This is a genomic window from uncultured Microbacterium sp., from assembly GCF_947489255.1.
Lineage (GTDB): Bacteria > Actinomycetota > Actinomycetes > Actinomycetales > Microbacteriaceae > Microbacterium > Microbacterium phycohabitans.
The window spans coordinates 498,141-524,801 of sequence record NZ_CANLCY010000002.1; the positions used below are offsets into that span (position 1 = coordinate 498,141).

Consider the following 26,661-nt stretch of genomic DNA (forward strand, 5'->3'; position numbering starts at 1 on the left):
GAAGCCACCCCGACCGCGGAGAATCGGTTGTCCGAACCTACGAATCGGTGGGGGGAGCGTCCTCGGCCGTGTTGAGGGAAGCTACAAAGCTATCCGCGATCACCTGTGCGGTCTGATCAATCTGCCAGGGGCGCGCGCCGAGTTCGGCGAGAGCTGCTCCGACGCTCTGGACGGTGACCTCGGCGGGCGGCGCCCACGCCAGACGACGCAGCGTCTCCGGGGTGAGCAGGTTCTCGGTCGGCATCCGCAGCTCTTCCGCCCGCGCCTCGACGGCGGGCCGCGCAGCCTTGAGACGCCGGTCGGCGTCCGGGTTGCGGTCGGCCCACGCGCGGGGCGGTGGCAGCGTGTCGCTGGGGACCCGGTCGGCCGGGAGGTCCGCGGTCTCGCGGCCCTCGACGATCGCGTTCCACCATCGGTCCAACTGCGAGCGACTCGCGCGCCCGTTGAACTCCTTGACCCCCGCCAGCGCCTGCTTGCTCGCCGGGTCGGCGAGAACCGCGGCCACCAGGGCACGGTCGGGGACCAGCCGACCGGGGGCGACATCCTGCTCACGGGCGAAGTCCTCACGGGCCTGCCACAGCGACCGGGCGACGGCGAGCGAGCGGCGTCCGCGCACCGTGTGCAGGCCGCTGAGGCGGCGCCACGGGTCCTCCCGCACGGGCTTGGGCTGCCGGTCGAGCACCGCCTGGAATTCCTGCCGCGCGAACTCCGTCTTCTCCTGCTCCTCCAACTCGGCGACGAGTACGTCGCGCACGTCGATGAGGTGCTCGACGTCGAGGGCGGCGTATTCGAGCCAGGATGCCGGCAGCGGACGCGTCGACCAGTCGGCCGCCGAGTGCGCCTTTGCGAGGGTGATGCCGAGAGTCTGCTCGACCACGGCCCCCAAGCCCACCCGCTCGTGCCCGAGCAGGCGCGAGCCCAGTTCGGTGTCGAAGATCACCGGGGGCTCGAGCCCGCGCTCCCGGAGCGACGGGAGGTCCTGACTGGCGGCGTGGAACACCCACTCGGCGTCGCCGATCGCCGTCTGCAGCGGCGTGAAGTCCTCGATGGTCGTGGGGTCGAAGAGGAAGACCCCGGCCTCACGACGGAAGACCTGGATGAGGTAGGCGCGCTGCGAATAGCGGAACCCCGAGGCGCGCTCGACGTCGACCGCGACCGGCCCCGTCCCGGCGGCCAGCGCCTCGCACGCGGCGTGGAACCCCGCGGCATCCTCGATGACGATGTACTCAACCACGCGTGGGCCTCCGGGCTCCGAACACGGCAACGCCCTCCGACCCCGGGGGGAGACCGGCGAGCATGCACACGAGCTCCGCCCACGCCTCGAGGTGCGGGCGGAAGGGACCGCGCGGCGACCATGACGCGCGAAGTTCGATTTGCGACCCCTCGCCCTGCGCGGCGAGAGCGCCGAAACCGGTAGAGAGGGTCTTGGTGGCGGTGCCCGACTCGGAGTGGCGGTCGGCCCCGCGCGAGTCCAGGGCATCGATGAGCCATGACCAGGCGACCTCGGCGAGCAGCGGGTCGACGCCGATCTCGGGCTCGAGCGGCGCCTGGGCGAAGCACACGATGCGCCAGGCCCCGCCCCAGGGCTCGGGCTCCTCGGGGTCGTGCAGGAGGATGAAGCGACCGGTGCCGAAGGGCGAGTCGGTGGCGTGCTCCTCGGGGCGCACGTCGCCGGCAAGGGCGAGCGAGAAGGGCGCCAGGCCCGCGGGCGAAGGGATCTCCCGCACCACGAGGTCGTCGCGGAACGTCGTGGCGCGCACCTCCTCGGCGGCACGCGCGAACGGTCCGGCGGCCTCCGTCGGGCGATGTTCCCTCACGGCAGCAGACTAGAGTGAGGCCTCGATGAACGCTCCCAGGCGCGCCGCGGGTCCCCGCGCATCGCGGCGCCGCATCACCGCTTTCCGCATCGCCCTCTCCTCCCTGGCCTTCGCCCTGACCGCCTCGGCGGGCGCTCTGGGTGCCGTTTCGCTGCGCGTCGCACGCACCGTCGTGCGCCCGGCCGGCCGCCGCCCCGACACCCGCATCCTGCGCCTCGACGCCGCCGCGCAGACCATCACCCTCGCGCGGACCCCCGACACCGCACTGCCGGGCCGCTACGGGCTCTTCACCGTCGGCTCGGCCGAGTATCTGCGCCTCGGCGCCATCGTGGGCAGCGACGAGGCGAGCGTCACCCGCAAGCTGCTCACCCACGTCGCCGCCGACGGCGATCTCGCCCCCGAGGCCGCATTCAGCGGCTGGTACTTCGACCAGCCCGGGCAGCTGCACCTGCCGTTCCACGAGGTCGACATCGAGACCGGGGTGGGCGCGTGTCCCGCGTGGGAGTTCCCCGCGTCGGAGGACACCGACGTCTGGGTGGTCCAGGTGCACGGTCGAGGCACGACCCGCGCCGAGACGCTGCGCGCCGTTCCGGTCTTCCACGGTCTCGGCATCACGAGCCTCGTCGTGTCGTACCGCAACGACGGCGACGCTCCCCGGAGCCCGTCGGGCACCTACGGCCTCGGCGCCACGGAATGGCGCGACCTGGATGCCGCGATCGGCTACGCCCGACGCCACGGCGCGCGCCGTATCGTCCTCATGGGCTGGTCGATGGGGGGAGCGCTCGCCCTGCAGGCGGCCCTCGAGTCCCCGCACGGCGACGTGATCGCCGGGCTCGTGCTCGACTCGCCGGTCGTGGACTGGCGCACGGTTCTGGCGTTCCAAGGACGCATGATGCGGCTTCCCGAACCGGTGATCGCGCTGGCGCAGAGCACGATCCGCTCCAACTGGGGAGCCGCCGTGCTCGGTGCCGACGAACCGATCCCCCTCGACCGGCTCGACGTCGTCGCCCGCGCGCGCGACCTGCGGCATCCCGTGCTCATCCTCCACAGCGACGACGACGGTTTCGTCCCCTCGGACGCCTCGTACGCGCTCGCGGCAGCGCGGCCCGACCTCGTGACGATGGAGACCTTCACCACCGCCCGCCACACCAAGCTGTGGAACTACGACGAGACGCGCTGGTCCGACGCCATCGCGGACTGGCTGCGCGAGCGGGGTCTCACCCGCGAGGAGTGATCCCGGATGCCGGCAACCCGGCGCGATGGCCGGGACCGGCTGCGGTGACCCCGCGGATCAGGCGCCGCGCTTGGCGCGCACCTGACGCTTCGCGCGCATGAGCATGCCGGTCATACCGGCGATGCGCAGCGGGCTCACCGCGCGGGTGAGCCCGATGCTCTGCGGGAAGTCGTCAGGGACGGCGAGCATCTCGTCGGCGCTCAACCCGGTCAGTCCCTGCGCCAGGATGCTGGCGAAACCGCGGGTGGTCGGCGCCTCGGCGGGCGCCGTCGCGTGCATCGCGACACGGTCGTCGTCGTCGACGGTGACGATGATGTACACCGGCGACTGGCACTCCGCGACGCGCTCGGCGAGCTCGGGGTGGTCCGCGTACTCCGCGGGCACCTCGGGCAGCTCCTGCGAGAACTCCAGCAGCAGCTGCAGACGGTCGGGCTCGTCGAGCTCCAGGAATTCCTCGCGGATCTCGGCGAGGCGGGCGGGGAGGGCGTTATCGGACATCTCCGTCATCCTCCCACGCCCACCGCGGCCGGGCTCAGCGTCCGGGGACCTCTCCCGGCTCCGCCCCGGCGACGATCGGAACGCGCACCGCGCTGCCCCACTCGGTCCACGACCCGTCGTAGTTGCGCACGTCGTCGAAGCCGAGCAGATGCTTCAGCACGAACCACGTGTGGCTCGAACGCTCGCCGATGCGGCAGTACGCGACGATCTTGTCGCCGTCGGCGAGGCCCGCGCCGTCGCGGTAGATGGCCTCCAATTCGGCACGCGACTTGAAGCCGCCGTCCTCCGCGACCGCCTTGCCCCACGGCACGCTCTGCGCGCTCGGGATGTGGCCTGCGCGCAGCGCCCCCTCTTCGGGGTAGGCCGGGGCGGTGGTGCGCTCGCCGGAGTACTCCTCGGGGGAGCGCACGTCGATGAGGGGGTTGCCGAGGTGCGCGAGCACGTCGTCCTTGTAGGCGCGCAGCACGGAGTCGTCACGCTCGACGACGGGGTAGTCGGTGGGCTCGACGACGGTCTTGTCGGTCGTGAGCGGGCGTCCCTCGGAGATCCACTTGTCGCGGCCGCCGTCGAGCAGGCGCACGTCCTCGTGGCCGAACAGCGAGAACACCCAGAGGGCGTACGCGGCCCACCAGTTGTTCTTGTCGCCGTAGATGACGACCGTGTCGTCGCGCGAGATGCCCTTGGCGCTCAGGAGCTTCGCGAAGCCCGCACCGTCGACGTAGTCGCGCACGACGGGGTCGTTGAGCTCGGTGTGCCAGTCGACCTTGACCGCTCCCGGGATGTGGCCGGTCTCGTACAGCAGCACGTCTTCGTCGGATTCCACCACGACGAGCCCCGGCGCCCCGAGGCGCTCCTGCAGCCACTCGCCGGTGACGAGCCGTCCGGGCTCGGAGTACTCGGCGAATTTGGGGGAGGTGGTGTCGATCTCGACGGTCACGGTGTCTCCTCGGTCGGTACGGCGGATGCGGCGGCATAGGGTGGACACCGCACCTTCGACCCTAGATCCGCGGCAAGGGGCACGCACCCTCCCCGTAAGACTTGGACTCAGGACGGCCATGACCTCTACCCCCGCGACGACCGGCCTCATCCACCTCACCGATCGCGAGCCCGCGGTCTCGGGCGCCGAGATGGTCAGCGCGCTGGTGCCCCCGCCGCAGTTCGACGGTGCGACCTTCGAGTCGTACCGGGCGGATGACGCCTACCCCTCGCAGCAGGAGGCGAAAGAGCTGCTGCAGGCCTTCGCCGCGAAGCAGTCCGCCCCCGCGAAGAAGGGCGGCTTCTTCCGCCGCGCCGAGAAGACCCCGCCGGTCAAGCCGGGCGTGTACCTGGACGGCGGCTTCGGCGTCGGCAAGACCCACCTGCTCGCCGCGATCTACCACGCCATGCCCGCACGTCGGAAGTACTTCGGCTCGTTCATCGAGTACACCGCCCTGGTGGGCGTGCTCGGCTACGCCAAGGCCGTCGAGCTGTTCCGCGGATCCGATCTGCTGTGCATCGACGAATTCGAGCTCGACGACCCCGGCGACACGATGGTCATGACGCGACTGCTCGGCGAGCTCGTGGCATCCGGAACCCGACTCGCAGCGACCTCGAACACTCCGCCGAACGCCCTGGGGGAGGGACGCTTCGCGGCGCAGGACTTCCTCCGCGAGATCCAGTCGATGGCCGACAGCTTCCGCACCATCCGCATCGACGGCACCGACTTCCGCCAGCGCGCGATCGACGGAGAGGCCAAGGTGCTCTCCGACGACGACTACCGCGCAGCGCTGGAGACCGCCTCGGCGGGGAGCGTGGCATCCGATGACGCGTTCGCCGACCTCGTCGGGCACCTGGCCCGTGTGCATCCGTCGCGCTTCATCCGCCTCATCGACGGTGTGGGGGTCATCGGGCTGCGCGACGTGCAGGTGCTGCACGATCAGTCGGCCGCCCTTCGCCTGGTCGCCTTCGTCGACCGCGCGTACGACGCGCAGATCCCGATCCGCGCCACGGGCGTGGCACTGAACACCGTCTTCAGCGACGAGATGCTGGCGGGCGGATACCGCAAGAAGTACCTTCGCGCGGTCTCGCGCCTGGTCGCGCTGACTCACTCCTGAGGCCGGTTCATCAGTGCCTCTCATGGGCACGAAACGCGATGTTTACCGGAGAGCCGAGGCTGTAACCTTCGCGAAACACGGGACGAACGGCGATGGTAACCGCGACTGTGAACACTGAGGGGACCCGACGCTACACCTGCGTCCCTGCAGAGAGGTTCCCTCCGAGATGGATCAAGGCAACACCGCATTCATCCTGATAGCAGCGGCACTCGTGCTGCTCATGACGCCAGGACTCGCGTTCTTCTACGGCGGTCTCGTCAAGGCCAAGAGCGTCATCAGCATGATGATGATGAGCTTCGGCGCCATGGGCCTCATGGGGGTCCTGTGGGTGCTCTACGGCTACTCGATCGCGTTCCCGACCACCGAAGAGGGAACCACCCAGTTCCCGTGGGCGATCGACCCCAGCAACTTCAGCCTCGCCGGCGTCCTCGAAACGCCCGAAGGCGCGGCGTACCCGCCGCTCGCGTTCGTCGCCTTCCAGGCCACCTTCGCCATCATCACCGTCGCCCTGGTCTCGGGTGCCATCGCCGACCGCGCCAAGTTCGGCGCATGGATGATCTTCGCCGGCATCTGGGCCACCGTGGTCTACTTCCCGGTCGCCAGCTGGGTCTTCAACTTCGGCCTGGCCGATGACGCCTCGTTCTCGTACGGCGGCTGGATCACCCACGGTATGCAGGACGTCTTCGGCGTCGGGGCGATCGACTTCGCCGGTGGAACCGCGGTGCACATCAACGCCGGTGCCGCCGCCCTCGCCCTCGCGCTCGTGCTCGGCAAGCGCGTCGGGTTCCAGAAGGGCGCTCACGTCCCCCACAACCCGCCGTTCGTGCTCCTCGGCGCGGGTCTGCTGTGGTTCGGCTGGTTCGGCTTCAACGCCGGTTCGGAGCTCGCTGCCGACGGCACCGCGGCTCTCGCCTTCGTCAACACCATCGCCGCTCCCGCCGCAGCCCTCCTGGCCTGGCTGATCGTCGAGAAGATCAAGGACGGCAAGCCCACCTCGGTCGGCGCCGCCTCCGGTGCCGTCGCGGGTCTGGTCGCGATCACCCCCGCCTGCGCCGCTCTGGACCCGATCTGGGCCATCGTGCTCGGCCTCCTCGCCGGTGCCGTCTGCGCCCTCGCGATCGAGCTGAAGTTCAAGCTCGGCTTCGACGACTCGCTCGACGTGGTCGGCATCCACCTGGTCGGCGGTCTGCTGGGAACGCTGTATCTGGGCATCTTCGCCCGGGGCACCGGTCTCATCGAGAGCGGCTCGTTCAACCAGCTGATCGTCCAGGCGATCGCCGCCCTCGCGGTGCTGGTGTACTCGTTCGTGCTGGCCTTCGTCATCGGTTTCGCGATCGAGAAGACGATCGGCTTCCGCGTGAAGAACGAGGACGAGATCGCCGGTATCGACACCGTCGTGCACGGCGAGGAGGGCTACGTGCTCTCCGACGTGCGCGGCTGACACCGCTCACCCCGAACGGGGCGTCGCCGATTCGTCGGTGGCGCCCCGTTCCGCGTGTCTAGGGTGGGCCGTATGGGAACGACCTCTCGCGTGCTGTCGGCGTTGCTGGGCCTCTTCCGCTCCGGTGCGGCCACGACGCCCTCCACCCGCCCCTCGCGCCCCTCTCCGGCGCCCACACGGCCCACCTCGCGCCCTGACGCGCCGTCGGTGACCGAGACCGTCGAGGTCGATCCTCCGCGGCGTCTGACGTTGTCGTACGCCCCCGAGCGCGACGATGCACCCGACGGGGGTGAGATCGTCTGGACGTGGGTCCCGTACGAGGAGCGCGACGGGCGAGGGAAGGACCGTCCCGTGCTCATCGTCGGTCGAGCGGATGCCACCCGCTCCTACGCCGTGCGCCTGACCAGCAAGCCGCACGACGGCGACCGGCAGTACCTGCCTCTCGGCACGGGGGAGTGGGACCCGCAGCGTCGACCCTCGTGGGTGGATGTGGAACAGGTGTACCTGGTGCACGACGCGGGTATGCGGCGCGAGGCCGCGGCTCTGGATCGCAAGCGGTTCGATGCCGTGGCGGCGGCACTCTCGGCCCGGTACGGGTGGACCCGCGGCTGACCGACGGCCCGATCGAAGGACCGCGTGGTCGGCGTCCGTGCGCGACACCGCGGCGCGAACCCGGTTGTCTCGGAGGCCCTGTGCCTTTCCGGATCCCATCGCCCCGCGACCTCATCGAGGGTGGTCGCATCCTCGAGCGGTGACGATTCGACACCTCAGATAGACCTGGTCCGCGGCGGGTCGACTGGATCGCGCACAACGGCGGGTCGTCACAGTGACACGCCACAGCACCCACGCTCGAACACGGCGCGTCGGACGCGGCATCCGCCGTTGTGCTCACGGCGTGGGCAGGTGCGGCCTGGGCCGCAGCCCCGACGGGTGCCGACGGCGACAGGCCGGCGCACGTCGCGCCGGGTCGGGCGCGACGGCGGGTAGGCGCCCCGACACACCGCGGCACCGACGCCCGAACGCGACGTGTCGGACATGGCATCCGTCGTTGCGCCGCCCGCGGCTACCGCGAGCTCGACGCGATCGTTTGTGTGCCTGCTGGCCTGATCGTGTTGCTGAGCGCGGGGAGAACCGAGAACGTTCCCCATCGAGGGTGACGTCGAGACCATGCGGGCGCCACCAGGTGGAGGCGCCTCCTCGGCGGGCGGCTGCGAACGCAACACCGTGGCACCGGGAACGACGAAGGCCCCCGGCGAACCGAGGGCCTTCTGTGGTGGGCGATACCAGACTCGAACTGATGACCTCTTCCGTGTGAAGGAAGCGCGCTACCAACTGCGCCAATCGCCCGCATCCCGAACGGGACTCAACGATCGTACCGGATGCCGGACGGTGCTTCCGACCAATCCGAAAGACACGCGCGGGGCGCACCTCGTTTTGCGCCCGCGCCCAGATCGGGTAATGTCTTACGAGTGCTCGGGGCAAGCCCCGGGAACGAAATGCGGATGTAGCGCAGTTGGTAGCGCACAACCTTGCCAAGGTTGGGGTCGCGAGTTCGAGTCTCGTCATCCGCTCGAGTGGAGGGAACTGTCGTCAGCATGGCTGGCAGACAGATCACGACACGTGGGTCGAACCACATCACGGTGGCGTGGCCGAGCGGCTAGGCACCGGCCTGCAAAGCCGTTTACACGGGTTCGAATCCCGTCGCCACCTCGCCTCACAATAGAACAGCCTGTATAGGCGCGATTGGCGCAGCGGTAGCGCGCTTCCCTGACACGGAAGAGGTCACTGGTTCGATCCCAGTATCGCGCACCGAATGAAACCCCCGGCTCGCCGGGGGTTTTTTCGTATGCCCGGGCGGCGCGCCTCGATGGCGGTCGTCCGATGCGTCAGCGCAGACGCGCCCGTCGGCTGAAATCGCGCTCGCGCGTGGCGATCAACCCGCCAGGCCGGTCCGGCCGGGATCGACAGCGGGGTCCCGAGTGGTTCGACACCGGGCTCCCCGGCGATCGAACGCGGGGGAGGGGCGGCCGGCGCGAGACAACCCTGCGCCATTGAACACGTGCAGCTCGGCCCCTTCTCGCCGCGGCGACGTCCCGGCGCGAGCACGCGGAGACCGGCGCGAGCACGCGGAGACCGGGGCCGATCACGAGACACCGGCGATGAAGCGGGCCCGATACGCGAAGGCGGGTGGCGGCGCGGCGTGGGCGCGTCCTCGTCGACGAACTGATCCCCGCATCGCCGGGTTCACGAGAAGAACCGAGGGAGTGGTTGTTCCCGCCGCCAGTAAGGGGGGCTGCGGAGTGCCTGGCGGCGGGAACGAGACGACGCTAACCCATGTCCACCGAAAGGGGGACACGAATCCGCCGCTCTTGTGGCACTGTTGCGCTTTCCTTGCGCCGACGTTGAGGTTCGGCATAGGCCGCGCACAACCGGAAGCCTCAGATCACGTCGATGCTTTCGAGGTACTGCGCCACGCGCTCCTCGTCGACGACGTCCAACGCCCTGCCATCGGCCCGACGGACCGACGTCAAGGTCGTCAACGATTCGTTGGTCAACCCGAACCGGTACGTCTCCAGCGACACGACCACAGGCCCCACCTGTGGGACGTCATAGCTCCCCATGACCGCGAGCGTACGGGTCCGCGGAGCGCGTATGGAAGCGCTCCCATACGGAGTCTTCGTAAACCGGCCTCCACCCCAGGTGCGCCCGCAACCCCCGAGGAGGTCGGCCGGACGGCGCTAGCGTGAAGCCATGACGGTCCCTGACACCCACTGGCGCGAGATCGCCTCATCGCCCTTCGTCTCCCTCGGCACCTACCGCAAGAACGGCGCCCTGGTAGCCGTACCGGTATGGATCGCCCGAGACGGCGACGAACTCGTCGTCACGAGCGAACGCTCGACGGGCAAGGTCAAGCGTCTGCGCAACGATCCCCGGGTCACCCTGCGCCCCTGCAGTCGCATGGGCGCGGTCGATCCGGATGCGATCACGGTCGACGCCCGCGCCCGCGTCGCGGGGCCGGCGACAGACGACGCTCGCGCCCATGCGGCCCTCCGACGCAAATACGGGCTGCAGTTCCGTGCGATCCTCGGCCTCGAAGCGCTCGTGCGACGCCTCCAGCGCAAACCCGGCGACCGGGTGATCCTGCGTATATCGCGCGGGGACTGATCCGTCGGCATCCCCGGTCGAAGGCCGGATCACGCGATCGGCTATCCCGGTAGCGACGGGGCGGCAAGGGGGTTTGCGTACGGGGGCCGCGTGGGAGACAGTGCACGCAGAGACAGCGACGGACCCCCGGCCATTCGCGTTCGGATTCTCACGTGGAGATACGCGCACCGGGGCGACGATCGCCCGGGGGTCATGATGGGCAAGTTCATTTACGACGGCGACGTCAAAGTCGACTTCGAGGACCGCCTTCTCGCGCATCTCCAAGCTGTGATCATGGCGAAGGTGCGCCGAGGGGAGTCGTTCCCCTTCACCTGGAAGGACGACATCAGCACCGGGGGAGGGCGCACGACGGTGTACATCCACCCGAACGTCTCGCTCGTGTTCAAGTACCACGGCAGTCGAACCCCGCAGTTGAGCCCGGCCTGGCTGCACGCGCTGACCTACAACGCCAACTCCGGACGTGGTCTGTACGTCATCCCCGAGCCCGACGAGTTCACGCCGCGCGAGAACACCCCCCGCGCGGAGATGGTCTTCCGCGAGGTGCCGAACGAGCAGGTTCGCGCGCCCTCGCCCTCCTGAGCGCGGGAATTCCTCACGGTGGTGCGGAGGTTGACCCCGTCATGACCGCCTGGACCGCTGCCAAGCCCTTCTTCGAGACCACCGCCGTCGCACACCTGTCCACCCTCATGGAAGACGGTTCGCCGCACGCCATCCCGCTGTGGGTGGGGGTCGACGGCGATCGGCTCATGATCTTCACCGAGGTCGACACCCTCAAGGATCGCAACCTCCGCCGCGACCCGCGCGTCGCGATCTCGGTCACGGGTGCCGACAACCCGTATTCGATGGCGTTCGTGCGCGGCGAGGCCGTGGAGCGCATCGACGGCGACGACGCCCTTCCCTACGTCGACCGCATCTCGACGCTGTACACGGGCGCGCCGTACGGCATGCGCGCGGGCCTCGCCGTGTGGTTCGTCGAACCGCGCAAAAGCGTGGTCGCGTACCTACGAGGACTGACGACTCACAGGGCGAGCGGGAGGACCGCGAGCAGCAGGATGAGCGGCGCGATCACGGCGCCGAGCACGATGAACCTGCTCCAGCGCATCTCGATGCCCGCGGCCACGAGACGCTCGTGCCACAGCAGCGTCGCCAGCGACGCCCACGGTGCGACGATCGGCCCGGCATTGACGCCGATCAACAGCGCAGCCAGGCGCACCGGAGACCCCGCGACCGATTCCAGCGCGAGGTAGGCGGGCAGGTTGTTGATCCCGTTCGCGACGAGAGCGCCCACCCCGGCGAGCTGCCACAGCGACGCAAGGTCGTCGCCGGTCCCGGCGAGCACCGAGGTGATCCGACCGATACCGAGCGCCTCGAGGGCTCCGACGGCGAGGAACAACCCGCCGGCGAAGACCAGCAACGACCAGGGCACGAGCCGGATGCCGAGCGCCTTCGGCGCGCGCAGGGCGAACGCGACGACGAGGACCGCGGCGGCGGCGACCGCCGGCATCCACGGTTCGAGGCCGACCACCAGCAGCGGCAGGAGCGCCAGCGTGACGATGCCGGCGACGCGCAGGAGCACGGGGTCCGACACGGTGGGAGCGGCGGCATCCGGGTAGGTCTTCGGCAGGCGCCGGAGGAACACGACCGTCAGCACGAGGACCGACACCGCGATCGCGATGAGCGCCGAGGGCCCGAGCAGGGCGAGAAACGCCACGGGGTCGTGTCCGCCGCCGAGGGACTCGGATGCCAACAGGTTGGTGAGGTTGGACACCGGCAGCACGAGCGACGCGGTGTTCGCGAGCACCACGGTCACGAAGGCGAAGGGCAGGGGGTCCATCCGGCGCGCGACCGCCATTGCGACCACGACGGGCGTCAGCAGCACCGCCGTGGTGTCGAGCGAGAGGAAGGCGGTCGCCACGGTCGCGAGGAGGACGACGAGGGCCCACAGCAGAGCGGTGCGACCGCGAGCGAGCTTCGCCAGTCGGGCTGCGACCACGTCGAAGAGCCCCGCTTTGGATGCCAGTTCGGCGACGATCGTGACGGCGACCACGAACAGCAGGATCGGCCAGACGCGGTCGGCCACGGCGAGGGCGTCGTCGGCGGGGAAGGCGCCGGTGAGCAGCGCGACGATCCCGAGGATCCAGAGCACGCCGCCGATGATGGCCAGAGTCACCGCTCCACTATGGGGCACGTCCGGTGCGATCGAGGCCACGCCCGCCCGGTAGCCTGGAACCGACCCCTTCAGGAGATGTTCTGTGACTGATTTCCCCGCCGATGGCTTCGCCCTCTTCCCTGACCGTTCGGTCGTCGCTCTGCGCGTCAACGGGGAGCTGAAAGACCTGGCCACGACCGTGACGGCCGACGATCAGGTCGAGCCGGTCACCATCGACAGCGCCGACGGGCTCTCGATCCTCCGCCACTCCACGGCGCACGTTCTCGCCCAGGCCGTCCAGCGTGTCAAGCCCCAGGCCAACCTGGGCATCGGCCCGCCCGTCACCGACGGCTTCTACTACGACTTCCAGGTCGACGAGCCTTTCACCCCCGACGACCTCAAGGTCATCAAGAAGGAGATGGAGCGCATCGTCCGCGAGAACCAGCGGTTCGTACGCCGTGTCGTCACCGATGACGAGGCGCGAGCCGAGCTCGCCGACGAGCCGTTCAAGCTCGAGCTCATCGGCCTCAAGGGCGGGTCCGCCGAGGCCGCCGAGGGTGCGTCCGTCGAGGTCGGAGCCGGAGAGCTGACCATCTACGACAACGTCACCCGCGACGGCGAGACCGCGTGGAAAGACCTGTGCCGCGGTCCGCACGTGCCCGGAACGCGCCTGATCGGCAACGGGTGGGACCTCACCCGCATCGCCGGCGCCTACTGGCGTGGCAGCGAGAAGAACCCGCAGCTGCAGCGCATCTACGGCACCGCGTGGCCCACGAAGGACGAACTCCGCGCCTACCAGCACCGCCTCGAGGAGGCCGCGAAGCGCGACCACCGCAAGCTCGGCAAGGAGCTCGACCTCTTCTCGTTCCCCGACGAGATCGGGCCGGGCCTGGCGGTGTTCCACCCCAAGGGCGGCATCATCCGCTACGAGATCGAGCGGTACATGCGCGAGCGCCTGCTCGCGAACGGCTACGACGTCGTCAACACCCCGCACATCACCAAGGGCGACCTGTTCATGACCAGCGGCCACCTCCAGTGGTACGCCGACGGCATGTACCCCCCGATGGTGCTCGACGAGGTGGTGGATGCCGACGGGCACGTGTCGCGGGAGGGCCAGGAGTACTACCTGAAGCCCATGAACTGCCCGTTCCACAACCTGATCTTCCGCTCGCGCGGACGCAGCTATCGCGAACTCCCGTTGCGCCTCAGCGAGTTCGGCTCGGTCTACCGCTACGAGAAGAGCGGAACCCTCGCGGGCCTCACGCGCGTGCGCGGCATGACCCAGGACGACACGCACATCTACGTCACCGCCGACCAGGTGAAGGGCGAGCTGACGCACAGCCTCGACTTCGTGCTGCAGACGCTGCGCGACTACGGTCTGAACGACTTCTACCTGGAGCTGTCGACGAAGGAGGAGGGCAACCCGAAGTTCATCGGCGACGACGCCCTCTGGACCGAGGCGACCGAGACCCTGCGCGAGGTCGCCGAGGCCTCCGGCCTCGAACTCGTCCCCGACCCGGGCGGAGCCGCGTTCTACGGCCCGAAGATCTCGGTGCAGGCGCGCGATGCGATCGGCCGCACGTGGCAGATGTCGACGATCCAGCTCGACTTCAACCAGCCCGAGCGCTTCGAGCTCGAATACACCGGCCCCGACGGGGAGAAGCACCGCCCGGTGATGATCCACCGCGCCCTGTTCGGCTCGGTCGAGCGATTCTTCGCGATCCTGCTCGAGCACTACGCGGGCTCCTTCCCGGTGTGGCTCGCCCCCGTGCAGGTCGTGGCCGTGCCGGTGGCCGCCGAGTACGGTGACTACCTCCAGGGGATCGTCGCCGATCTGAAGGCCCGGGGCGTCCGCGCCGAGGCCGATCACAGCGACGACCGCATGCAGAAGAAGATCCGCACGCACACCACGCAGAAGGTGCCGCTCATGCTGATCGCCGGCGAGCAGGACCGCTCGAACGGCACGGTCTCGTTCCGCTTCCGCGACGGCACCCAGCTCAACGGCATCCCGGTCGACGAGGCCGTCGCGCGCATCACCGGAGCGATCAGCGGGCGCGCGCTCGTGAACACCGCGGAGGACCTCGCGTGACGATCGACCCGGAAGCCGTCGCGGGGGAGTCGACGTCCGCGACCGACGCGGCGGCATCCGGGGCGCCCACCACCGACGCGGAGCTCGTCGACGCGATGACCCTGCCGGGCGTCCCCGACGAGTTCCAGCGCCTGTGGACGCCGCACCGCATGGCCTACATCTCCGCCGGCCGCGAGCCGATGGAGAAGAACTGCCCCTTCTGCGCCGCACCCGACAAGAGCGACGAAGACGGGCTCATCGTCGCGCGGGGGAAGACCGCCTACGTGCTGCTCAACCTCTTCCCCTACAACTCGGGGCATCTGCTCGTGTGCCCGTACCGCCACATCGCCACCTACGACCAGGCGACCGACGAGGAAGTGGCGGAGATCGGCGCCCTCACGCAGCGGGGCATGCGCGTGCTCCGCGCGGTGTCGAACTGCGACGGTTTCAACCTGGGGATGAACCAGGGGGCGATCGCGGGCGCGGGCGTCGACGCGCACCTGCACCAGCACATCGTGCCGCGATGGGCATCGGACGCGAACTTCTTCCCGATCATCGCGAAGACGAAGGCCCTCCCGCAGTTGCTCGGCGACGTGCGCCGGACGGTGTCGGAGGCGTGGGACGCCTGAATCGGCGTCATCCACAACCCCGTCCGCCGGGGCAGCGGGCGTGGCTATGGTGTTCCGATGAACGCTCGGACTCGCCCTTTCGTGCTCTCGCTGACTCTCGCCGCCGTGCTCGGCGCGACCACCGCGTGCCTCCCGCTTCCGAGCCCGCTCGAGCGCGGGGAGGCGGGGGAGGCGTCCGCCCCGGCCCCCGCCGCTTCGCAGCCGTCCACGCCCGGTGACGAGGCGACGGCCGATCCCGACGACTTCGCCGATGTGTACGCCGAGCGCGACGAGTTCTTCCGCGAGCAGCAGCTCCCCATGGACGGCACGCCGTTGGTCGCGGTGACCCCGGCTCAGCAGGACTTCATCGCCCAGCAGCGCGCATACGTCGAACAGCAGGGGCTGCAGTGGACGGCATCCGACGAGAACCTGGCTCTGGCCCTGACGGGAGACGCGTGCGAGACCGCCATCCTGAGCCGGCATGAGGTGGACTCCTCGACCCTCATCGCCCACGTCACGACGTCTCCGCTGTTCGCACAGCTCATCCCCGCCGAGCTCGACGGTGCGGCCCGCACTCAGGCGGAGGCGCCCATCGCGAGCGTGATGGTCTTCGGGACGACGTTCCTCTGCCCCGACGACGGCGACGCGTGGGTCGCCGCGTATCAGCAGGTGTACGGGGGCTGACGGCACGTTCCCGGTCCGGGCCGTGCGAACGCTAACGTGTGAGCATGATGCGCTCATTCATGTCGGCGCTCGGGATCCTCTCGGTGGGACTGATCGGCCTCAGCGGATGCGCCCCGCAGGGCCCCGCGACCCGGGAGCCGGAGCCGACGGTCACCGCGAGCGTGAGCGGACAGGCCGCGCTCGACGGCATCGAGGAAGATGTGCTGGCCGAGTACGACACCTTCTTCGCGGCCCAGAACTACCCCGACGACGAGACGAGTCCGCTGACGGCGACCACTCCCGCGCAGGAGGCCTTCGTCGCCGAGCAGCAGGCGGTCTTCGCCGAGCGCGGCTGGGAATGGAACCCGGACGAGCAGACCATCGCGCTGAGCCTCGCCTTCGAAGGCTGCGGTGTCGCCATCCTCAACGAGCACGACGTGAACGCCGAGCTCCTCCGACACCACGTCGCCTTCTCCGAGCTGTTCGACTACCTGATCGAACCGGGTGTCGCCGACGACCAGAGGCTCATCGCCGAAGCCGACTTCGCCGGGACTATGGTGTCCGGCGCCCTCCATCTCTGCCCCGACGACGGGGCGCGGTGGGCGGCCGCCTACCGCGAGGTCTACGAGAGCTGAAACGCGTCGCCTGTCGGGTCGACGGTCTCGGATCTCTCCGACCGCTCAGCGCACCTGACGCACGCCGAACTGCAGGCGCGGGTGGGCGTAGGCCTCCTGCGACTCGACGAGGCGGAGCTCTCTCGAGCCCGACTCGTACGTGTTCGACAGGAGGTCGAAGACGCTCGAGGCGGTGCGGGCCAGGGCGTCCGCCGCATCCCCCGTGCGACGGTAGTGCGCGGTGAACAATGCCGCCGTGACATCTCCCGAGCCGTTGGCCTTCATCGGGATGAGGGGAGTCTGCACGATCCACGCACCGGCATCGTCGACGACCATCATCTCGATCGTGTCGGCCTCGCGGTCGGGACGTTCGACACTGGTCACCAGCACGGTGCGCGGGCCACGGGCACGCACGAGATCCGCCGACTCCAAGGTCGAGTCGATGCTTCCGGGCTCGGTGCCGGTGAGGAAGCCGAGCTCGAACTGGTTCGGAGTGATGATGTCGGCCACGGGCACCACGCGTTCGCGCAGCAGCTCGGGGATGGCCGGGGCCACGAAGCACCCCGACTTGGCGTTGCCCATGACGGGGTCGCAGGCGTACACGGCATCCGGGTTGGCCTTCTTCACGCGCGAGACGGCGTCGATGATGACGTCGCCGATCCCCTCGCCGCCCTGGTAGCCCGAGAGCACGACGTCGATCTCGGGGAAGATGCCGCGGTCCTCGATGCCCGCGATCACCGCGGCGACGTCGTCGGGCGAGATGAGCGGGCCGCGCCATGCGCCGTAGCCGGTGTGGTTGGAGAAGTTCACCGTGTACACCGGGAGCACCTCGACGCCGATGCGCTGGAGGGGGAAGACGGCGGCGGAGTTGCCGACGTGTCCGTACGCGACGGCGGACTGGATCGAGAGAACCTTCATGCCTCGATCCTTCCACTTCCCACGTCGGCGCGGAGCACTCCGCAGGCGCGCGCGATGTCGTCGGCGAGGACACGGGCGGAGTCGCCGTCGAGGTCGTGCACCGTCAGTCTCAGGAAGGAGCCGTGGTCGCCGTCGCCCAGGAAGAAGGGGTCGCCCTCGCGCACCAACCACCCGCGATGCATGAGCTCCTCGCGCACGCGTGCGGCGGCGACGGGGAGCGGCACCCAGAGGTTGAGACCGTCGCCGGGCGTCACGGCCAGACCGCGTTCGCCGAGGGCGCGGGCGAAAGCGGCATTGCGATCGGCATAGTGCTCGGCGGCCCTCTCGATGTCGGCCCGCACGGCCGCGTCGGTCACGAGCGCCAGCGTCAGCCGCTGCAGGATGTGGCTCACCCAGGTCGTGCCGGGGGTGAGCCGCAGGGCGAGACCGTCGGCGGTGTCGGCGTCGGATGCCGTGACGGCGAGGCACGTGTCGGGTCCGAGGAATTTCGACATCGAGCGGATGCGCGCCCACCGCCGCTGGGCGGGGCCGATCACGGAGTGCAGCGGAGCACGCGAGAGCAGCGAGAAGTGATCGTCTTCGATGACCAGCACGTAGGGATGTCCGGCGAGCACCGCGCGCAGGGCCGTCGCCCGCTCCGCGCTGAGACTCGCGCCGGTGGGGTTGTGCGCCCGCGGCGTCACGACCACCGCACGGACGCCGGCGGCCAGTGCCTCCCGGAGCCCCTCGACCGTCATACCCTCGGCATCCACGGGCACGGGGACCGCGCGGTACCCGCCGGTGCGGACGGTGTGCAGCGCCGACAGGAAACAGGGGTCTTCCAGCGCCACCGCGTCGTCGCGCTGGAGCGCCTGCGCGAGCAGACGCTCGATCGCGTCGCTCGCGCCGCTGGTGACCGTGATGCGCATGTCGTCGTGGGGGAGCTGGTCGGCCATCCACTCGCGCGCCCACGCCTCCAGTCCCGGGTCGATGACGGGTTCGCCGTACAGCACCGGGCGGGCGGAGCGGGCGAGCGCTGCGGTGGGGTCGGGGATGAGCGCGGGATCGGGATTGCCGGTGCCCACGTCGCGCAGCACGGTGTCGGGTGCGTAGCCCTCCTGCGCCACCGCGGCGCGGTCGGCCACCCTCGTGCCCCCGCGGCCGCGGGCCTCGACGAGCCCGGCCTGAGCGAGTTGCCGATAGGCGGCGACGACGGTGTTCCGGTTCACGCCCCGCTCGGCCGCGAGCGTGCGGACCGGCGGCAGGAGCGTGCCCGGAGGCAGCTCTCCGCGCTCGATGCGCGTGCGCAGGCCCGCGGCGATCTCGGATGCCGAACGGCCGGTGATGTCGATGGTCATACGCCCCCAAAGCTTTCGCCCAGCTTATGTCCTGCGCCATGCTACGGTTTGGCCTAAGCCAATAGATCGCGCCCCGAAGCGCGGAACGGAGCAGTCATGACCGACACCGGAACCTCCCGCGTCAAGCGCGGACTCGCGGAGATGCTCAAGGGCGGCGTCATCATGGACGTCGTCACCGCCGAGCAGGCCCGCATCGCCGAAGACGCCGGCGCCGTCGCCGTGATGGCGCTCGAGCGCGTGCCCGCCGACATCCGCGCCCAGGGCGGCGTGGCCCGCATGAGCGACCCCGACCTGATCGACGACATCGTGGCATCCGTGTCGATCCCCGTGATGGCCAAGGCGCGCATCGGTCACTTCGTCGAGGCGCAGATCCTCCAGGAGCTCGGCGTCGACTACATCGACGAGTCCGAGGTGCTCTCGCCCGCCGACTACGTGAACCACATCGACAAGTGGAACTTCACCGTGCCGTTCGTGTGCGGTGCCACGAACCTCGGCGAGGCCCTGCGCCGCATCACCGAGGGCGCCGCGATGATCCGCTCCAAGGGCGAGGCGGGAACGGGCGACGTGTCCGAGGCCACCAAGCACATCCGCACGATCCGCGGAGAGATCAACGCGCTGCGCGCGAAGACGAAGGACGAGCTGTACGTCGCCGCCAAGGAGCTGCAGGCCCCGTACGAGCTCGTCGCCGAGATCGCCGAGACCGGCACGCTCCCGGTCGTCCTCTTCACCGCCGGGGGAGTGGCGACCCCCGCCGACGCCGCCATGATGATGCAGCTCGGCGCCGACGGCGTGTTCGTGGGCTCGGGCATCTTCAAGTCGGGCAACCCCGCCCAGCGCGCGGCCGCGATCGTCAAGGCCACGACTTTCCACGACGACCCCAAGATCGTCGCCGAAGCCTCTCGCGGACTCGGCGAGGCGATGGTCGGCATCAACGTCAGCGACCTCCCCGCCCCGCACCGCCTGGCCGAGCGTGGCTGGTAACAGCCCTCTCGTCGGGGTGCTCGCCCTACAGGGCGATGTGCGCGAGCACCTCGCCGTGCTGCGTTCCCTCGGAGCCGACGCGCAGCCCGTGCGTCGGCCCGAGGAACTCGCCGCCGTGGAGGGCCTCGTGCTTCCCGGCGGCGAGTCGAGCGTCATCGACAAGCTCGCGCGGGCCTTCGGCCTCTTCGACCCGATCCGGGCGGCGATCGCCGCGGGGATGCCGATGTACGGCACCTGCGCCGGGCTCATCCTCCTCGCCGACCGCATCGACGGCGCGATCGCCAGCCAGCAGACCTTCGGCGGCATCGACGCGCGCGCCGCACGCAACGTCTTCGGCAGCCAGACCGCGTCGTTCGAGACCGATCTCGACGTGCCCGCCCTGGGCGCGCCACCGGTGCACGCCGTGTTCATCCGGGCGCCCGCGGTGGTCGAGTGGGGCCCGGATGCCGAGCCCCTGGCATCCCTTCCCGACGGGCGCGTGGTCGCGATCGAGCAGGGGGTGCTGATGGGGACGGCGTTCCACCCCGAATCGACGGGGGAGACGCGCTTCCACGAGCGGTTCCTGCAGCACGTGCGCAACCGACGCGGCATCAGCGCCCCCGCATCGTAAACTGGAGAAATGTCCGGACACTCCAAATGGGCCACGACCAAGCACAAGAAGGCGGTCATCGACTCCCGCCGCGCCAAGTCGTGGGCCAAGCTCATCAAGAACATCGAGGTCGCGGCGAAGCTCGGTGGAGCCGACCTCCAGGGCAACCCGACGCTGTTCGACGCGGTCCTGAAGGCCAAGAAGACCTCGGTCCCCAAAGACAACATCGACCGCGCGATCAAGCGCGGTGCCGGCATCGGCGGCGAGGCCGTCGAGTACGCCTCGATCATGTACGAGGGGTACGGCCCGAACGGCGTGGCTTTCCTCATCGAGTGCCTGACCGACAACAAGAACCGCGCCGCGGCCGAGGTGCGCACCGCCCTCAGCCGTAACGGCGGCACCCTGGCCGACCCGGGCAGCGTCGCCTACAACTTCAGCCGCAAGGGCGTCATCGTCGTCCCCGCCGAGGGCACGACCGAAGACGACGTCATGCTCGCCGTGCTCGAGGCCGGCGCCGAAGAGGTCGAGCCGCACGGCGAAGGTTTCGGCGTGATCACCGAGGCCAGCGACCTCGTGTCGGTCCGCTCCGCGCTCCAGGACGCCGGCATCGAGTACGACTCCGCCGACGTCGAGTTCGTCCCCTCCCTCAAGGTCGAGGTCGACGCCGACACCGCCCGCAAGGTCTTCCGCCTCATCGATGCGCTCGAAGACAGCGACGACGTGCAGAACGTCTACACCAACTTCGACCTCACCCCCGAGGTGCAGGCCGAGCTCGAGAACGACGAGTAAGGGCGCGCCCTTCGCCGCGACACGGCCCCTGCGCTTAGCGTGGGGGCCGTGTCCCGTTCTCTGCGCGTCCTCGGCATCGACCCCGGCCTCACGCGCTGCGGCATCGGCGTCGTCGACGTCTCGCCGAACCGCACCGCCTCGCTCGTGCACGTCGGCGTCGCGCGGTCGGCGCCCGGCGATCCGATCGAGAAGCGTCTCGCGGCCATCGCCGCCGGCATCCGCGAGGTTCTCGTCGCCCACCAGCCGCACGTCGTCGCCGTCGAGCGCGTCTTCGCGCAGAACAACCGCCATTCCGTGATGGGCACGGCGCAGGCCAGCGGCATCGCGCTGCTCCTCGCCGCCGAGCACGGCTTGGCCGCGGCCACGCACACGCCCAGCGAGGTCAAAGCGGCCATCACCGGCTACGGGTCGGCCGACAAGCTCCAGGTGCAGACGATGGTCGCGCGCGTGCTCCGTCTCGATGCCCTGCCCCAGCCGGCGGACGCCGCCGACGCCCTCGCGATCGCACTGTGCCACGCGTGGCGAGGAGGCGCGGCGACGCCCTCGGCGGAGGCCGCCCTCACGCCGGCCCAGCGGGCGTGGCGGGATGCCGAGAAGCGGCGTTCTCCACAGCCCCGTGTCGCTCGAACACATGTACGAACGGACGCGTAGGCTCGTCTCATGATCTCTTCGCTGCATGGGGCGGCGGCGCACGTCGCCGACGATTCGCTCGTGGTCGTCGTCGGAGGCGTGGGCTTCTCGGTCGCCGTCACCGCGCAGTTCGCGCGCACGGTCCACCTCGGCGACGACGTCCACCTGCACACCAACCTCATCGTGCGAGAAGACGCCCTGTCGCTGTACGGCTTCGAGACGCGCGAAGAGCTCACCGTTTTCACGCAGCTCATCAGCGTCACGGGCGTCGGTCCCAAATCGGCGCTCGGTGTGCTGTCGTCGCTGACCGTCCCGCAGATCGCCCAGGCCGTCGCCGACGACGACGACGCCCCCTTCCGGCGCGTGTCGGGCATCGGTCCGAAGACGGCCAAGCTCATCGTCGTGCAGCTGGCCGGAAAGCTCGCCGTTCAGCCTGCATCCACCCCCGCCGCGGTCGCCCCGCACGGGCAGGTCCCCGTCCAGGTGACCCAGGCGCTCGTCGGGCTCGGGTGGACCGAGCGCACCGCGGCCGAGGCGGTGGCATCCGTCGCCGCGAACGCCTCCGAGGCCGATCGGGCGTCGGTCCAGGCCCTGCTTCGACTGACCCTGGCGATGCTCGGTCCGGCGCGGAAGGAGAGCGTGGGTGGCTGACGTCCGCGACGCCGGCACTCCCGACGACGAGACCGAGCTCGCGATCGAGGGGGCCCTGCGTCCCACCTCGCTCGCGGAGTTCGTCGGTCAGCAGAAGGTGCGCGGCCAGCTCCAGCTCCTCCTCGACGCCGCGCGCATCCAGCAGCGCTCGCCCGACCACATCCTGCTCTCGGGCCCTCCCGGCCTCGGCAAGACGACCCTCGCGATGATCGTGGCGCACGAGAGCGGACGACCGCTGCGCCTGTCGAGCGGTCCCGCGATCCAGCACGCCGGCGACCTGGCCGCGCTGCTGTCGTCGCTCACGCCCGGAGAAGTACTGTTCATCGACGAGATCCACCGCATGGCGCGCTCTGCGGAGGAGATGCTCTACCTGGCGATGGAGGACTTCCGCATCGACATCATGGTCGGCAAGGGGGCGGGTGCCACCAGCATCCCTCTCGACCTCTCGCCGTTCACGCTGGTCGGAGCGACCACGCGCGCGGGACTCCTCCCCAACCCGCTTCGCGACCGCTTCGGCTTCACCGCGCATCTGGAGTACTACGAACCGGAGGAGCTCGAGCGCGTCGTGTCGCGGTCGGCGGCGATGCTCGACGTCGGCCTCCCCGGCACCGCGCGTTCCGAGATCGCCCGCCGCTCGCGAGGAACGCCCCGTATCGCGAACCGCCTGCTCCGGCGCGTCCGCGACTACCTCGTGGTCCACGGCCCCTCGGCGGGCACCGACGACGGCGACGCCGACGTGCGTACGGTCGGCGCCGCCCTCGACCTCTACGACGTGGATGCCATCGGGCTCGACCGCCTCGACCGCGCCGTGCTCGATGCGCTCGTGCGTCGCTTCCGTGGGGGACCGGTGGGACTCAGCACTCTCGCGGTGGCCGTCGGCGAAGAGCCCGAGACCATCGAATCGGTCGTCGAGCCCTATCTCGTCCGGATCGGCTTCATGGGTCGCACCCCGCGCGGCCGCGTCGCCACGCCCGAGGCGTACGACCACCTCGGCGCCCCTCACCCCGACGGCCTGCTCCGGTTCAGCCAGGGGTCATGACCTATACTCGGCGAGGGATTCCCCGACCCCCGCTTGACTCACGCTAGGCAGTGCCGCACGGCGCGCCTGACTCGAAAGGTGCACCGCCTCGATGGATATCGCCCGGTTCTTCGCCGATTACGGCATCGTCATCCTGCTCATCGCCCTGCTGATCTTCATGTTCTACAGCTCGCGGCGCCGCATGCAGAAGCAGAAGGCGGAGCTCGAGAAGAAGTCGCGCGAGACCGTTCCCGGCGCCGAGGTGCTCCTGCAGGGCGGCCTTTACGGCACCGTCGTCGAGTACGACGGCGTCGACCTCGACAAGCCCGCCCTCGTCGAGATCGCCCCCGGCGTGGTCATCAAGGTTCACAGCCAGGCCGTGCTGCGCATCGTCGACCCGGCCCAGGGCGCGGTCACCGAAGACGAGTTCATCGAGGCGGAGGAGACCGAGGCCGAGTACGTCGCGGGCGTCGCCGACGGCGACATCACCTCGATCAGCGACGACCAGCGCGCCGCTCGTCAGCACGCCGCCGACCCCGACCAGACCGACAAGGACCGCCCGCAGGCCTGACGCCCGCTCCGCCGTTCCCGCCCGCCGCACAGAAAGCCGACTCCGTGGCGCCCTCGACCCCTGTCCGTCATGCCTGGCGCGTACTGACCGGATTGCTCGCCATCGTCGGCGTGCTCTTCGGCATCAACGCGCTGGGCGTGTACGTCTTCAACGCCAGCTCCTGGACTCCCGAGCTCGCTCTCGATCTCCAGGGCGGGACGCAGATCATCCTGCAAGCCCAGACGACCGACGGCGCGGCCCCCGACAGCGACCAGCTGGCACAGGCCGTCACGATCATCCGCCAGCGCGTCGACGCCTCGGGCGTCGGCGAGGCGGACGTCGCCACCGAGGGCGGGCGCAACATCGTCGTGCAGATCCCCGGCCAGGCCGACGACGCCACGCGTCAGCGCATCCAGAGCTCCGCTCAGCTGCAGCTGCGGCCGGTGCTGTTCACGGGTTCGCCGGCCACGTCGTTCGTCGGCGAGGACGGCAACAACACCCCGTACCCGACACCCGACCCGAGCCTGCCGGCGACCCCCACCGCGTCGCCGACCAACGCGAGCGACCCCGCGTACATCACGCCGGCGCTGCAGGCCGAGTTCCTCTCGTACGACTGCGCCAACCCGTCGTCCAACCCCGCCCAGGCCCCGGCCGACCAGCCGATGATCACGTGCGACGTCAACGGGCAGGCGAAGTACATCCTCGGCCCCGTCGAACTCGACGGGAACGACATCTCCGACGCCACCAACGGCCAGGAGCAGAACACCGGCCAGTGGGCCGTCAACCTCGTGTTCAACGACCAGGGCACGCAGAAGTTCGCCGAGGTGAGCCAGCGTCTGTACGGAGCTCAGGCCCCGTTCAACCAGTTCGCCTTCGTCCTCGACGGCAGCGTGCTGTCCGCGCCGTCGATGAACGGCATCATCGTCGACGGTCGTCCGAGCATCACGGGCAGCTTCACGCAGGAGTCGTCCAAGGCCCTCGCCGACCAGCTGAAGTACGGCGCCCTCCCGCTGAGCTTCACGGTCGTCAGCTCCGACACCGTCTCGGCCACGCTCGGATCGCAGCAGCTGCAGGTCGGCTTCATCGCCGGTCTGATCGGCCTCGGACTCGTGGCGATCTATTCGCTCATCGTGTACCGGGCGCTGGGCACCGTGATCATCGCCTCGCTCGCCGTGATGGCGGTGCTCACCTACCTCGCCCTGTGCATCCTGGCGTGGCGTGCGGGATTCCGCCTGTCGCTGGCCGGCGTCGCGGGCCTGATCGTGACGATCGGCTTCACGGCCGACTCGTTCATCGTCTATTTCGAACGCATCCGCGACGAGCTTCGCGACGGCAAGTCGATCACCGCCGCGGTCGAAGACGGATGGTCGCGGGCCAAGCGCACGATCTACATCTCCAAGTCGATCAACGTCCTCGCCGCCGTCGTGCTCTACATCCTCGCCGACTCCACGGTGAAGGGCTTCGCCTTCACGCTGGGGCTGACCACCGCGATCGACGTGCTCATCTTCATCCTGTTCACGCACCCGGTGATGCAGTTGCTCGCGCGCACGCGCTTCTTCGGCTCCGGCCACCCGCTCTCGGGCATGGATCCCAACGCTCTCGGCGCGGTCTACCGCGGCCGTGCCCAGTTCCGCGCTCCCGTCGCGAACGCGGGTCGCACCTCGCGCTCCCGCGGCGAAGCACAGCGCCGCCAGACGATCGCCGAGCGCAAGCAGGCGGAACTCGCGGCCGCAGCCCGCGGCGATAGCCGCTCCACGAAGGAGGGAGACGACTGATGCCCCGCTCCATGTCGCAGCTCGGTAACGACCTCTACTCCGGGAAGACCTCCTTCCCGTTCGTGCAGCGTCGTCGCCTGTGGTTCATCATCGCCGCCGTCCTCGTGATCGGCGCCGCGCTGGTGCCGCTGTTCCGACCCGTGCAGTTCTCCATCGAGTTCACCGGCGGGTCGCAGTTCACCGTGTCGAACCCGGCATCGTTCGATCAGGCCCTCGCCACCGACGCCGTCACGTCCGTCGTTCCGGGGGCCACCACCCGCGTCACGACGATCAGCGATCAGGCCGTGCGCGTGCAGACCGATCAGCTCGGGCCCGACGAGACCCAGGCCGTCTCGGCCGCTCTCGCCACCGCGTACGACGTGCCATCGTCGGAGATCACCGACTCCTTCATCGGCCCCACCTGGGGTGCCGACGTCACGCGGCAGTCGCTGTGGGGACTGTCGATCTTCCTCGCGCTGACGTTCCTCATCCTCGCGCTCTACTTCCGTACGTGGAAGATGTCGGTCGCCGCCATCATCGGCCTCGTCGACGTGCTCGTCATCACGATCGGCGTCTACGCGGTCTTCGGTTTCGAGATCTCGCCCGCCGCCGTCATCGGCTTCCTCACGATCCTCTCCTACGCGCTCTACGACACCACCGTCGTCTTCGACAAGGTGCGGGAGAACACGCGGGACGACGGGGAGATCTCCGGCCGCACGTTCGCCGAGTCGGTCAACCTCGCGGCGAACCAGACACTGATCCGCTCGATCAACACCACCGTGGTCGCGATCCTGCCCGTCGGCGCGATCCTGTTCATCGGTGTGCCTCTCGGAGCGCGGACCCTCAGCGACATCTCGCTGTCGATCTTCGTCGGCACGATCGTCGCGGCGTACTCGACGCTGTTCGTCGCCGTGCCCATGTACGCCCTGCTGCGCGAGCGCGAGAAGCCGATCGCCCAGCGAGACCAGCGCGTACGGGCCGCCCGGGAGAAGGCCGGCATCCCGGCCTGACCGCCGTAGCAGCGCACGCACGTGGTGCGCGCTCGACATCCCCCGGTGTGCCCGCTTCGGCACGCCGGGGGAGCGTAGACTTGA

At 69.8% G+C, this 26,661-nt stretch carries 27 protein-coding genes, 4 tRNA genes and 1 pseudogene; 23 read left to right on the top strand and 9 right to left on the bottom strand.

Going from position 1 to position 26,661, the window contains the following annotated elements; translation table 11 throughout:
- Window positions 1-37 precede the first annotated feature (37 nt).
- Together Q0818_RS06310 and Q0818_RS06315 are read right to left on the bottom strand one after the other, a co-directional pair.
- Window positions 38-1,234: a ribonuclease D gene (locus Q0818_RS06310; RefSeq protein ID WP_298872830.1), complete on the bottom strand. Its 1,197-nt coding sequence runs from the start codon at window positions 1,232-1,234 to the stop codon at window positions 38-40.
- Window positions 1,227-1,817 carry a DUF3000 domain-containing protein gene (locus tag Q0818_RS06315; protein WP_298872831.1) on the bottom strand — a complete coding sequence of 197 codons (591 nt, stop codon included), beginning with the start codon at window positions 1,815-1,817 and terminating at the stop codon, window positions 1,227-1,229. The genes Q0818_RS06310 and Q0818_RS06315 overlap by 8 nt, the downstream gene beginning before the upstream one ends.
- Before the next feature lie 25 nt (window positions 1,818-1,842).
- On the opposite strand from Q0818_RS06315, the gene Q0818_RS06320 reads away from it, so the two are divergent.
- Window positions 1,843-3,051: an alpha/beta fold hydrolase gene (locus Q0818_RS06320; RefSeq protein WP_298872833.1), complete on the top strand. Its 1,209-nt coding sequence runs from the start codon at window positions 1,843-1,845 to the stop codon at window positions 3,049-3,051.
- Between the two features lie 57 nt (window positions 3,052-3,108).
- Here the strand turns inward: Q0818_RS06320 and Q0818_RS06325 are convergent, their stop codons facing one another.
- Together Q0818_RS06325 and Q0818_RS06330 are read right to left on the bottom strand one after the other, a co-directional pair.
- Entirely contained in the window at window positions 3,109-3,549 is a 441-nt protein-coding gene (locus tag Q0818_RS06325) for a SufE family protein (protein ID WP_298872835.1), read from the bottom strand.
- Between the two features lie 34 nt (window positions 3,550-3,583).
- Window positions 3,584-4,486 (bottom strand): sulfurtransferase, encoded by a 903-nt coding sequence (locus tag Q0818_RS06330; RefSeq protein ID WP_298872837.1) that lies wholly within the window; start codon window positions 4,484-4,486, stop codon window positions 3,584-3,586.
- Window positions 4,487-4,604: 118 nt separating this feature from the next.
- Here Q0818_RS06330 and zapE point away from each other — a divergent pair, with 118 nt between their 5' ends.
- From zapE to Q0818_RS06345, 3 genes are all read left to right on the top strand, one after another.
- Window positions 4,605-5,642: a cell division protein ZapE gene (zapE, locus tag Q0818_RS06335; RefSeq protein ID WP_298872839.1), complete on the top strand. Its 1,038-nt coding sequence runs from the start codon at window positions 4,605-4,607 to the stop codon at window positions 5,640-5,642.
- Window positions 5,643-5,808: 166 nt separating this feature from the next.
- Complete coding sequence (locus Q0818_RS06340) at window positions 5,809-7,083, top strand: ammonium transporter (protein WP_298872842.1); 1,275 nt, start codon at window positions 5,809-5,811, stop codon at window positions 7,081-7,083.
- A gap of 72 nt (window positions 7,084-7,155) precedes the next feature.
- A complete protein-coding gene (locus Q0818_RS06345) occupies window positions 7,156-7,695 on the top strand; it encodes a type II toxin-antitoxin system PemK/MazF family toxin (protein WP_298872845.1) in 540 nt (179 codons plus the stop codon).
- Window positions 7,696-8,354: 659 nt separating this feature from the next.
- On the opposite strand, the gene Q0818_RS06350 is transcribed toward Q0818_RS06345, so the two are convergent.
- A tRNA-Val gene (locus Q0818_RS06350) sits at window positions 8,355-8,430 on the bottom strand.
- Between the two features lie 151 nt (window positions 8,431-8,581).
- On the opposite strand from Q0818_RS06350, the gene Q0818_RS06355 reads away from it, so the two are divergent.
- The 3 genes from Q0818_RS06355 to Q0818_RS06365 all read left to right on the top strand — a co-directional run bounded on the left by Q0818_RS06355 (window position 8,582) and on the right by Q0818_RS06365 (window position 8,892).
- A tRNA-Gly gene (locus Q0818_RS06355) sits at window positions 8,582-8,654 on the top strand.
- A gap of 68 nt (window positions 8,655-8,722) precedes the next feature.
- Window positions 8,723-8,793: transfer RNA gene (locus tag Q0818_RS06360), tRNA-Cys, on the top strand.
- Between the two features lie 27 nt (window positions 8,794-8,820).
- A tRNA-Val gene (locus Q0818_RS06365) sits at window positions 8,821-8,892 on the top strand.
- Between the two features lie 629 nt (window positions 8,893-9,521).
- Here Q0818_RS06365 and Q0818_RS06370 read toward each other — a convergent pair.
- Window positions 9,522-9,704, bottom strand: coding sequence for a hypothetical protein (locus tag Q0818_RS06370; RefSeq protein WP_298872848.1), 183 nt, complete (start codon window positions 9,702-9,704; stop codon window positions 9,522-9,524).
- Between the two features lie 130 nt (window positions 9,705-9,834).
- On the opposite strand from Q0818_RS06370, the gene Q0818_RS06375 reads away from it, so the two are divergent.
- The 3 genes and pseudogenes from Q0818_RS06375 to Q0818_RS06385 all read left to right on the top strand — a co-directional run.
- Entirely contained in the window at window positions 9,835-10,248 is a 414-nt protein-coding gene (locus tag Q0818_RS06375) for a PPOX class F420-dependent oxidoreductase (RefSeq protein WP_298872851.1), read from the top strand.
- 192 nt (window positions 10,249-10,440) lie between these two features.
- Entirely contained in the window at window positions 10,441-10,827 is a 387-nt protein-coding gene (locus tag Q0818_RS06380; protein ID WP_366943116.1) for an ATP-dependent DNA ligase, read from the top strand.
- A 107-nt stretch (window positions 10,828-10,934) separates the two neighbouring features.
- Window positions 10,935-11,123 (top strand): annotated as a pseudogene (locus Q0818_RS06385) (pyridoxamine 5'-phosphate oxidase family protein); the annotation flags it as partial.
- 143 nt (window positions 11,124-11,266) lie between these two features.
- Here Q0818_RS06385 and Q0818_RS06390 read toward each other — a convergent pair.
- The gene (locus Q0818_RS06390) at window positions 11,267-12,418 is read right to left on the bottom strand and encodes an SLC13 family permease (protein ID WP_298872853.1); all 1,152 of its coding nucleotides are present in this window, start codon (window positions 12,416-12,418) and stop codon (window positions 11,267-11,269) included.
- Window positions 12,419-12,500: 82 nt separating this feature from the next.
- On the opposite strand from Q0818_RS06390, the gene thrS reads away from it, so the two are divergent.
- From thrS to Q0818_RS06410, 4 genes are all read left to right on the top strand, one after another.
- On the top strand, window positions 12,501-14,486 hold the full coding sequence (gene thrS, locus Q0818_RS06395; RefSeq protein ID WP_298872856.1) for a threonine--tRNA ligase: 1,986 nt from the start codon (window positions 12,501-12,503) through the stop codon (window positions 14,484-14,486).
- A 95-nt stretch (window positions 14,487-14,581) separates the two neighbouring features.
- Window positions 14,582-15,094 (top strand): HIT domain-containing protein, encoded by a 513-nt coding sequence (locus tag Q0818_RS06400; RefSeq protein WP_298873150.1) that lies wholly within the window; start codon window positions 14,582-14,584, stop codon window positions 15,092-15,094.
- Window positions 15,095-15,151: 57 nt separating this feature from the next.
- Window positions 15,152-15,757, top strand: coding sequence for a hypothetical protein (locus Q0818_RS06405; protein ID WP_298872861.1), 606 nt, complete (start codon window positions 15,152-15,154; stop codon window positions 15,755-15,757).
- Between the two features lie 44 nt (window positions 15,758-15,801).
- Window positions 15,802-16,371 carry a hypothetical protein gene (locus tag Q0818_RS06410; RefSeq protein WP_298872864.1) on the top strand — a complete coding sequence of 190 codons (570 nt, stop codon included), beginning with the start codon at window positions 15,802-15,804 and terminating at the stop codon, window positions 16,369-16,371.
- 45 nt (window positions 16,372-16,416) lie between these two features.
- Here the strand turns inward: Q0818_RS06410 and pdxY are convergent, their stop codons facing one another.
- Both pdxY and Q0818_RS06420 read right to left on the bottom strand, forming a co-directional pair.
- Window positions 16,417-17,268: a pyridoxal kinase PdxY gene (pdxY, locus tag Q0818_RS06415; protein ID WP_298872867.1), complete on the bottom strand. Its 852-nt coding sequence runs from the start codon at window positions 17,266-17,268 to the stop codon at window positions 16,417-16,419.
- Complete coding sequence (locus Q0818_RS06420) at window positions 17,265-18,605, bottom strand: aminotransferase class I/II-fold pyridoxal phosphate-dependent enzyme (protein WP_298872870.1); 1,341 nt, start codon at window positions 18,603-18,605, stop codon at window positions 17,265-17,267. Before Q0818_RS06420 ends, pdxY begins: the two co-directional genes overlap by 4 nt.
- A gap of 96 nt (window positions 18,606-18,701) precedes the next feature.
- On the opposite strand from Q0818_RS06420, the gene pdxS reads away from it, so the two are divergent.
- The 9 genes from pdxS (at window position 18,702) to secF (ending at window position 26,577) form a co-directional block, all read left to right on the top strand.
- On the top strand, window positions 18,702-19,586 hold the full coding sequence (gene pdxS / locus Q0818_RS06425; protein ID WP_298872873.1) for a pyridoxal 5'-phosphate synthase lyase subunit PdxS: 885 nt from the start codon (window positions 18,702-18,704) through the stop codon (window positions 19,584-19,586).
- Complete coding sequence (gene pdxT, locus Q0818_RS06430; protein ID WP_298872876.1) at window positions 19,576-20,196, top strand: pyridoxal 5'-phosphate synthase glutaminase subunit PdxT; 621 nt, start codon at window positions 19,576-19,578, stop codon at window positions 20,194-20,196. Before pdxS ends, pdxT begins: the two co-directional genes overlap by 11 nt.
- A 9-nt stretch (window positions 20,197-20,205) precedes the next feature.
- A complete protein-coding gene (locus Q0818_RS06435) occupies window positions 20,206-20,964 on the top strand; it encodes a YebC/PmpR family DNA-binding transcriptional regulator (protein ID WP_298872878.1) in 759 nt (252 codons plus the stop codon).
- Between the two features lie 48 nt (window positions 20,965-21,012).
- Window positions 21,013-21,615, top strand: a complete 603-nt coding sequence (ruvC, locus tag Q0818_RS06440) for a crossover junction endodeoxyribonuclease RuvC (protein ID WP_298872880.1) — start codon at window positions 21,013-21,015, stop codon at window positions 21,613-21,615.
- A gap of 9 nt (window positions 21,616-21,624) precedes the next feature.
- Window positions 21,625-22,245 (top strand): Holliday junction branch migration protein RuvA, encoded by a 621-nt coding sequence (gene ruvA / locus Q0818_RS06445; protein ID WP_298872883.1) that lies wholly within the window; start codon window positions 21,625-21,627, stop codon window positions 22,243-22,245.
- Window positions 22,238-23,284, top strand: a complete 1,047-nt coding sequence (gene ruvB / locus Q0818_RS06450) for a Holliday junction branch migration DNA helicase RuvB (RefSeq protein WP_298872884.1) — start codon at window positions 22,238-22,240, stop codon at window positions 23,282-23,284. Before ruvA ends, ruvB begins: the two co-directional genes overlap by 8 nt.
- A gap of 91 nt (window positions 23,285-23,375) precedes the next feature.
- Window positions 23,376-23,834 (top strand): preprotein translocase subunit YajC, encoded by a 459-nt coding sequence (locus Q0818_RS06455; protein WP_298872885.1) that lies wholly within the window; start codon window positions 23,376-23,378, stop codon window positions 23,832-23,834.
- Between the two features lie 44 nt (window positions 23,835-23,878).
- Window positions 23,879-25,588 (top strand): protein translocase subunit SecD, encoded by a 1,710-nt coding sequence (gene secD / locus Q0818_RS06460; RefSeq protein ID WP_298872886.1) that lies wholly within the window; start codon window positions 23,879-23,881, stop codon window positions 25,586-25,588.
- A complete protein-coding gene (gene secF / locus Q0818_RS06465) occupies window positions 25,588-26,577 on the top strand; it encodes a protein translocase subunit SecF (protein ID WP_298872887.1) in 990 nt (329 codons plus the stop codon). The genes secD and secF overlap by 1 nt, the downstream gene beginning before the upstream one ends.
- The last annotated feature ends 84 nt before the right edge of the window (window positions 26,578-26,661 follow it).

Coding starts and splice junctions, on each gene's coding strand:
- Q0818_RS06320 (WP_298872833.1), top strand. CDS start 1,843: ATGAACGCTCCCAGGCGCGCCGCGGGTCCCCGCGCATCGCGGCGCCGC.
- Q0818_RS06325 (WP_298872835.1), bottom strand. CDS start 3,549: ATGTCCGATAACGCCCTCCCCGCCCGCCTCGCCGAGATCCGCGAGGAA.
- zapE (WP_298872839.1), top strand. CDS start 4,605: ATGACCTCTACCCCCGCGACGACCGGCCTCATCCACCTCACCGATCGC.
- Q0818_RS06340 (WP_298872842.1), top strand. CDS start 5,809: ATGGATCAAGGCAACACCGCATTCATCCTGATAGCAGCGGCACTCGTG.
- Q0818_RS06345 (WP_298872845.1), top strand. CDS start 7,156: ATGGGAACGACCTCTCGCGTGCTGTCGGCGTTGCTGGGCCTCTTCCGC.
- Q0818_RS06370 (WP_298872848.1), bottom strand. CDS start 9,704: ATGGGGAGCTATGACGTCCCACAGGTGGGGCCTGTGGTCGTGTCGCTG.
- Q0818_RS06375 (WP_298872851.1), top strand. CDS start 9,835: ATGACGGTCCCTGACACCCACTGGCGCGAGATCGCCTCATCGCCCTTC.
- Q0818_RS06380 (WP_366943116.1), top strand. CDS start 10,441: ATGATGGGCAAGTTCATTTACGACGGCGACGTCAAAGTCGACTTCGAG.
- Q0818_RS06400 (WP_298873150.1), top strand. CDS start 14,582: ATGACCCTGCCGGGCGTCCCCGACGAGTTCCAGCGCCTGTGGACGCCG.
- Q0818_RS06405 (WP_298872861.1), top strand. CDS start 15,152: ATGAACGCTCGGACTCGCCCTTTCGTGCTCTCGCTGACTCTCGCCGCC.
- Q0818_RS06410 (WP_298872864.1), top strand. CDS start 15,802: ATGATGCGCTCATTCATGTCGGCGCTCGGGATCCTCTCGGTGGGACTG.
- pdxY (WP_298872867.1), bottom strand. CDS start 17,268: ATGAAGGTTCTCTCGATCCAGTCCGCCGTCGCGTACGGACACGTCGGC.
- Q0818_RS06420 (WP_298872870.1), bottom strand. CDS start 18,605: ATGACCATCGACATCACCGGCCGTTCGGCATCCGAGATCGCCGCGGGC.
- pdxS (WP_298872873.1), top strand. CDS start 18,702: ATGACCGACACCGGAACCTCCCGCGTCAAGCGCGGACTCGCGGAGATG.
- Q0818_RS06435 (WP_298872878.1), top strand. CDS start 20,206: ATGTCCGGACACTCCAAATGGGCCACGACCAAGCACAAGAAGGCGGTC.
- ruvA (WP_298872883.1), top strand. CDS start 21,625: ATGATCTCTTCGCTGCATGGGGCGGCGGCGCACGTCGCCGACGATTCG.
- Q0818_RS06455 (WP_298872885.1), top strand. CDS start 23,376: ATGGATATCGCCCGGTTCTTCGCCGATTACGGCATCGTCATCCTGCTC.
- secF (WP_298872887.1), top strand. CDS start 25,588: ATGCCCCGCTCCATGTCGCAGCTCGGTAACGACCTCTACTCCGGGAAG.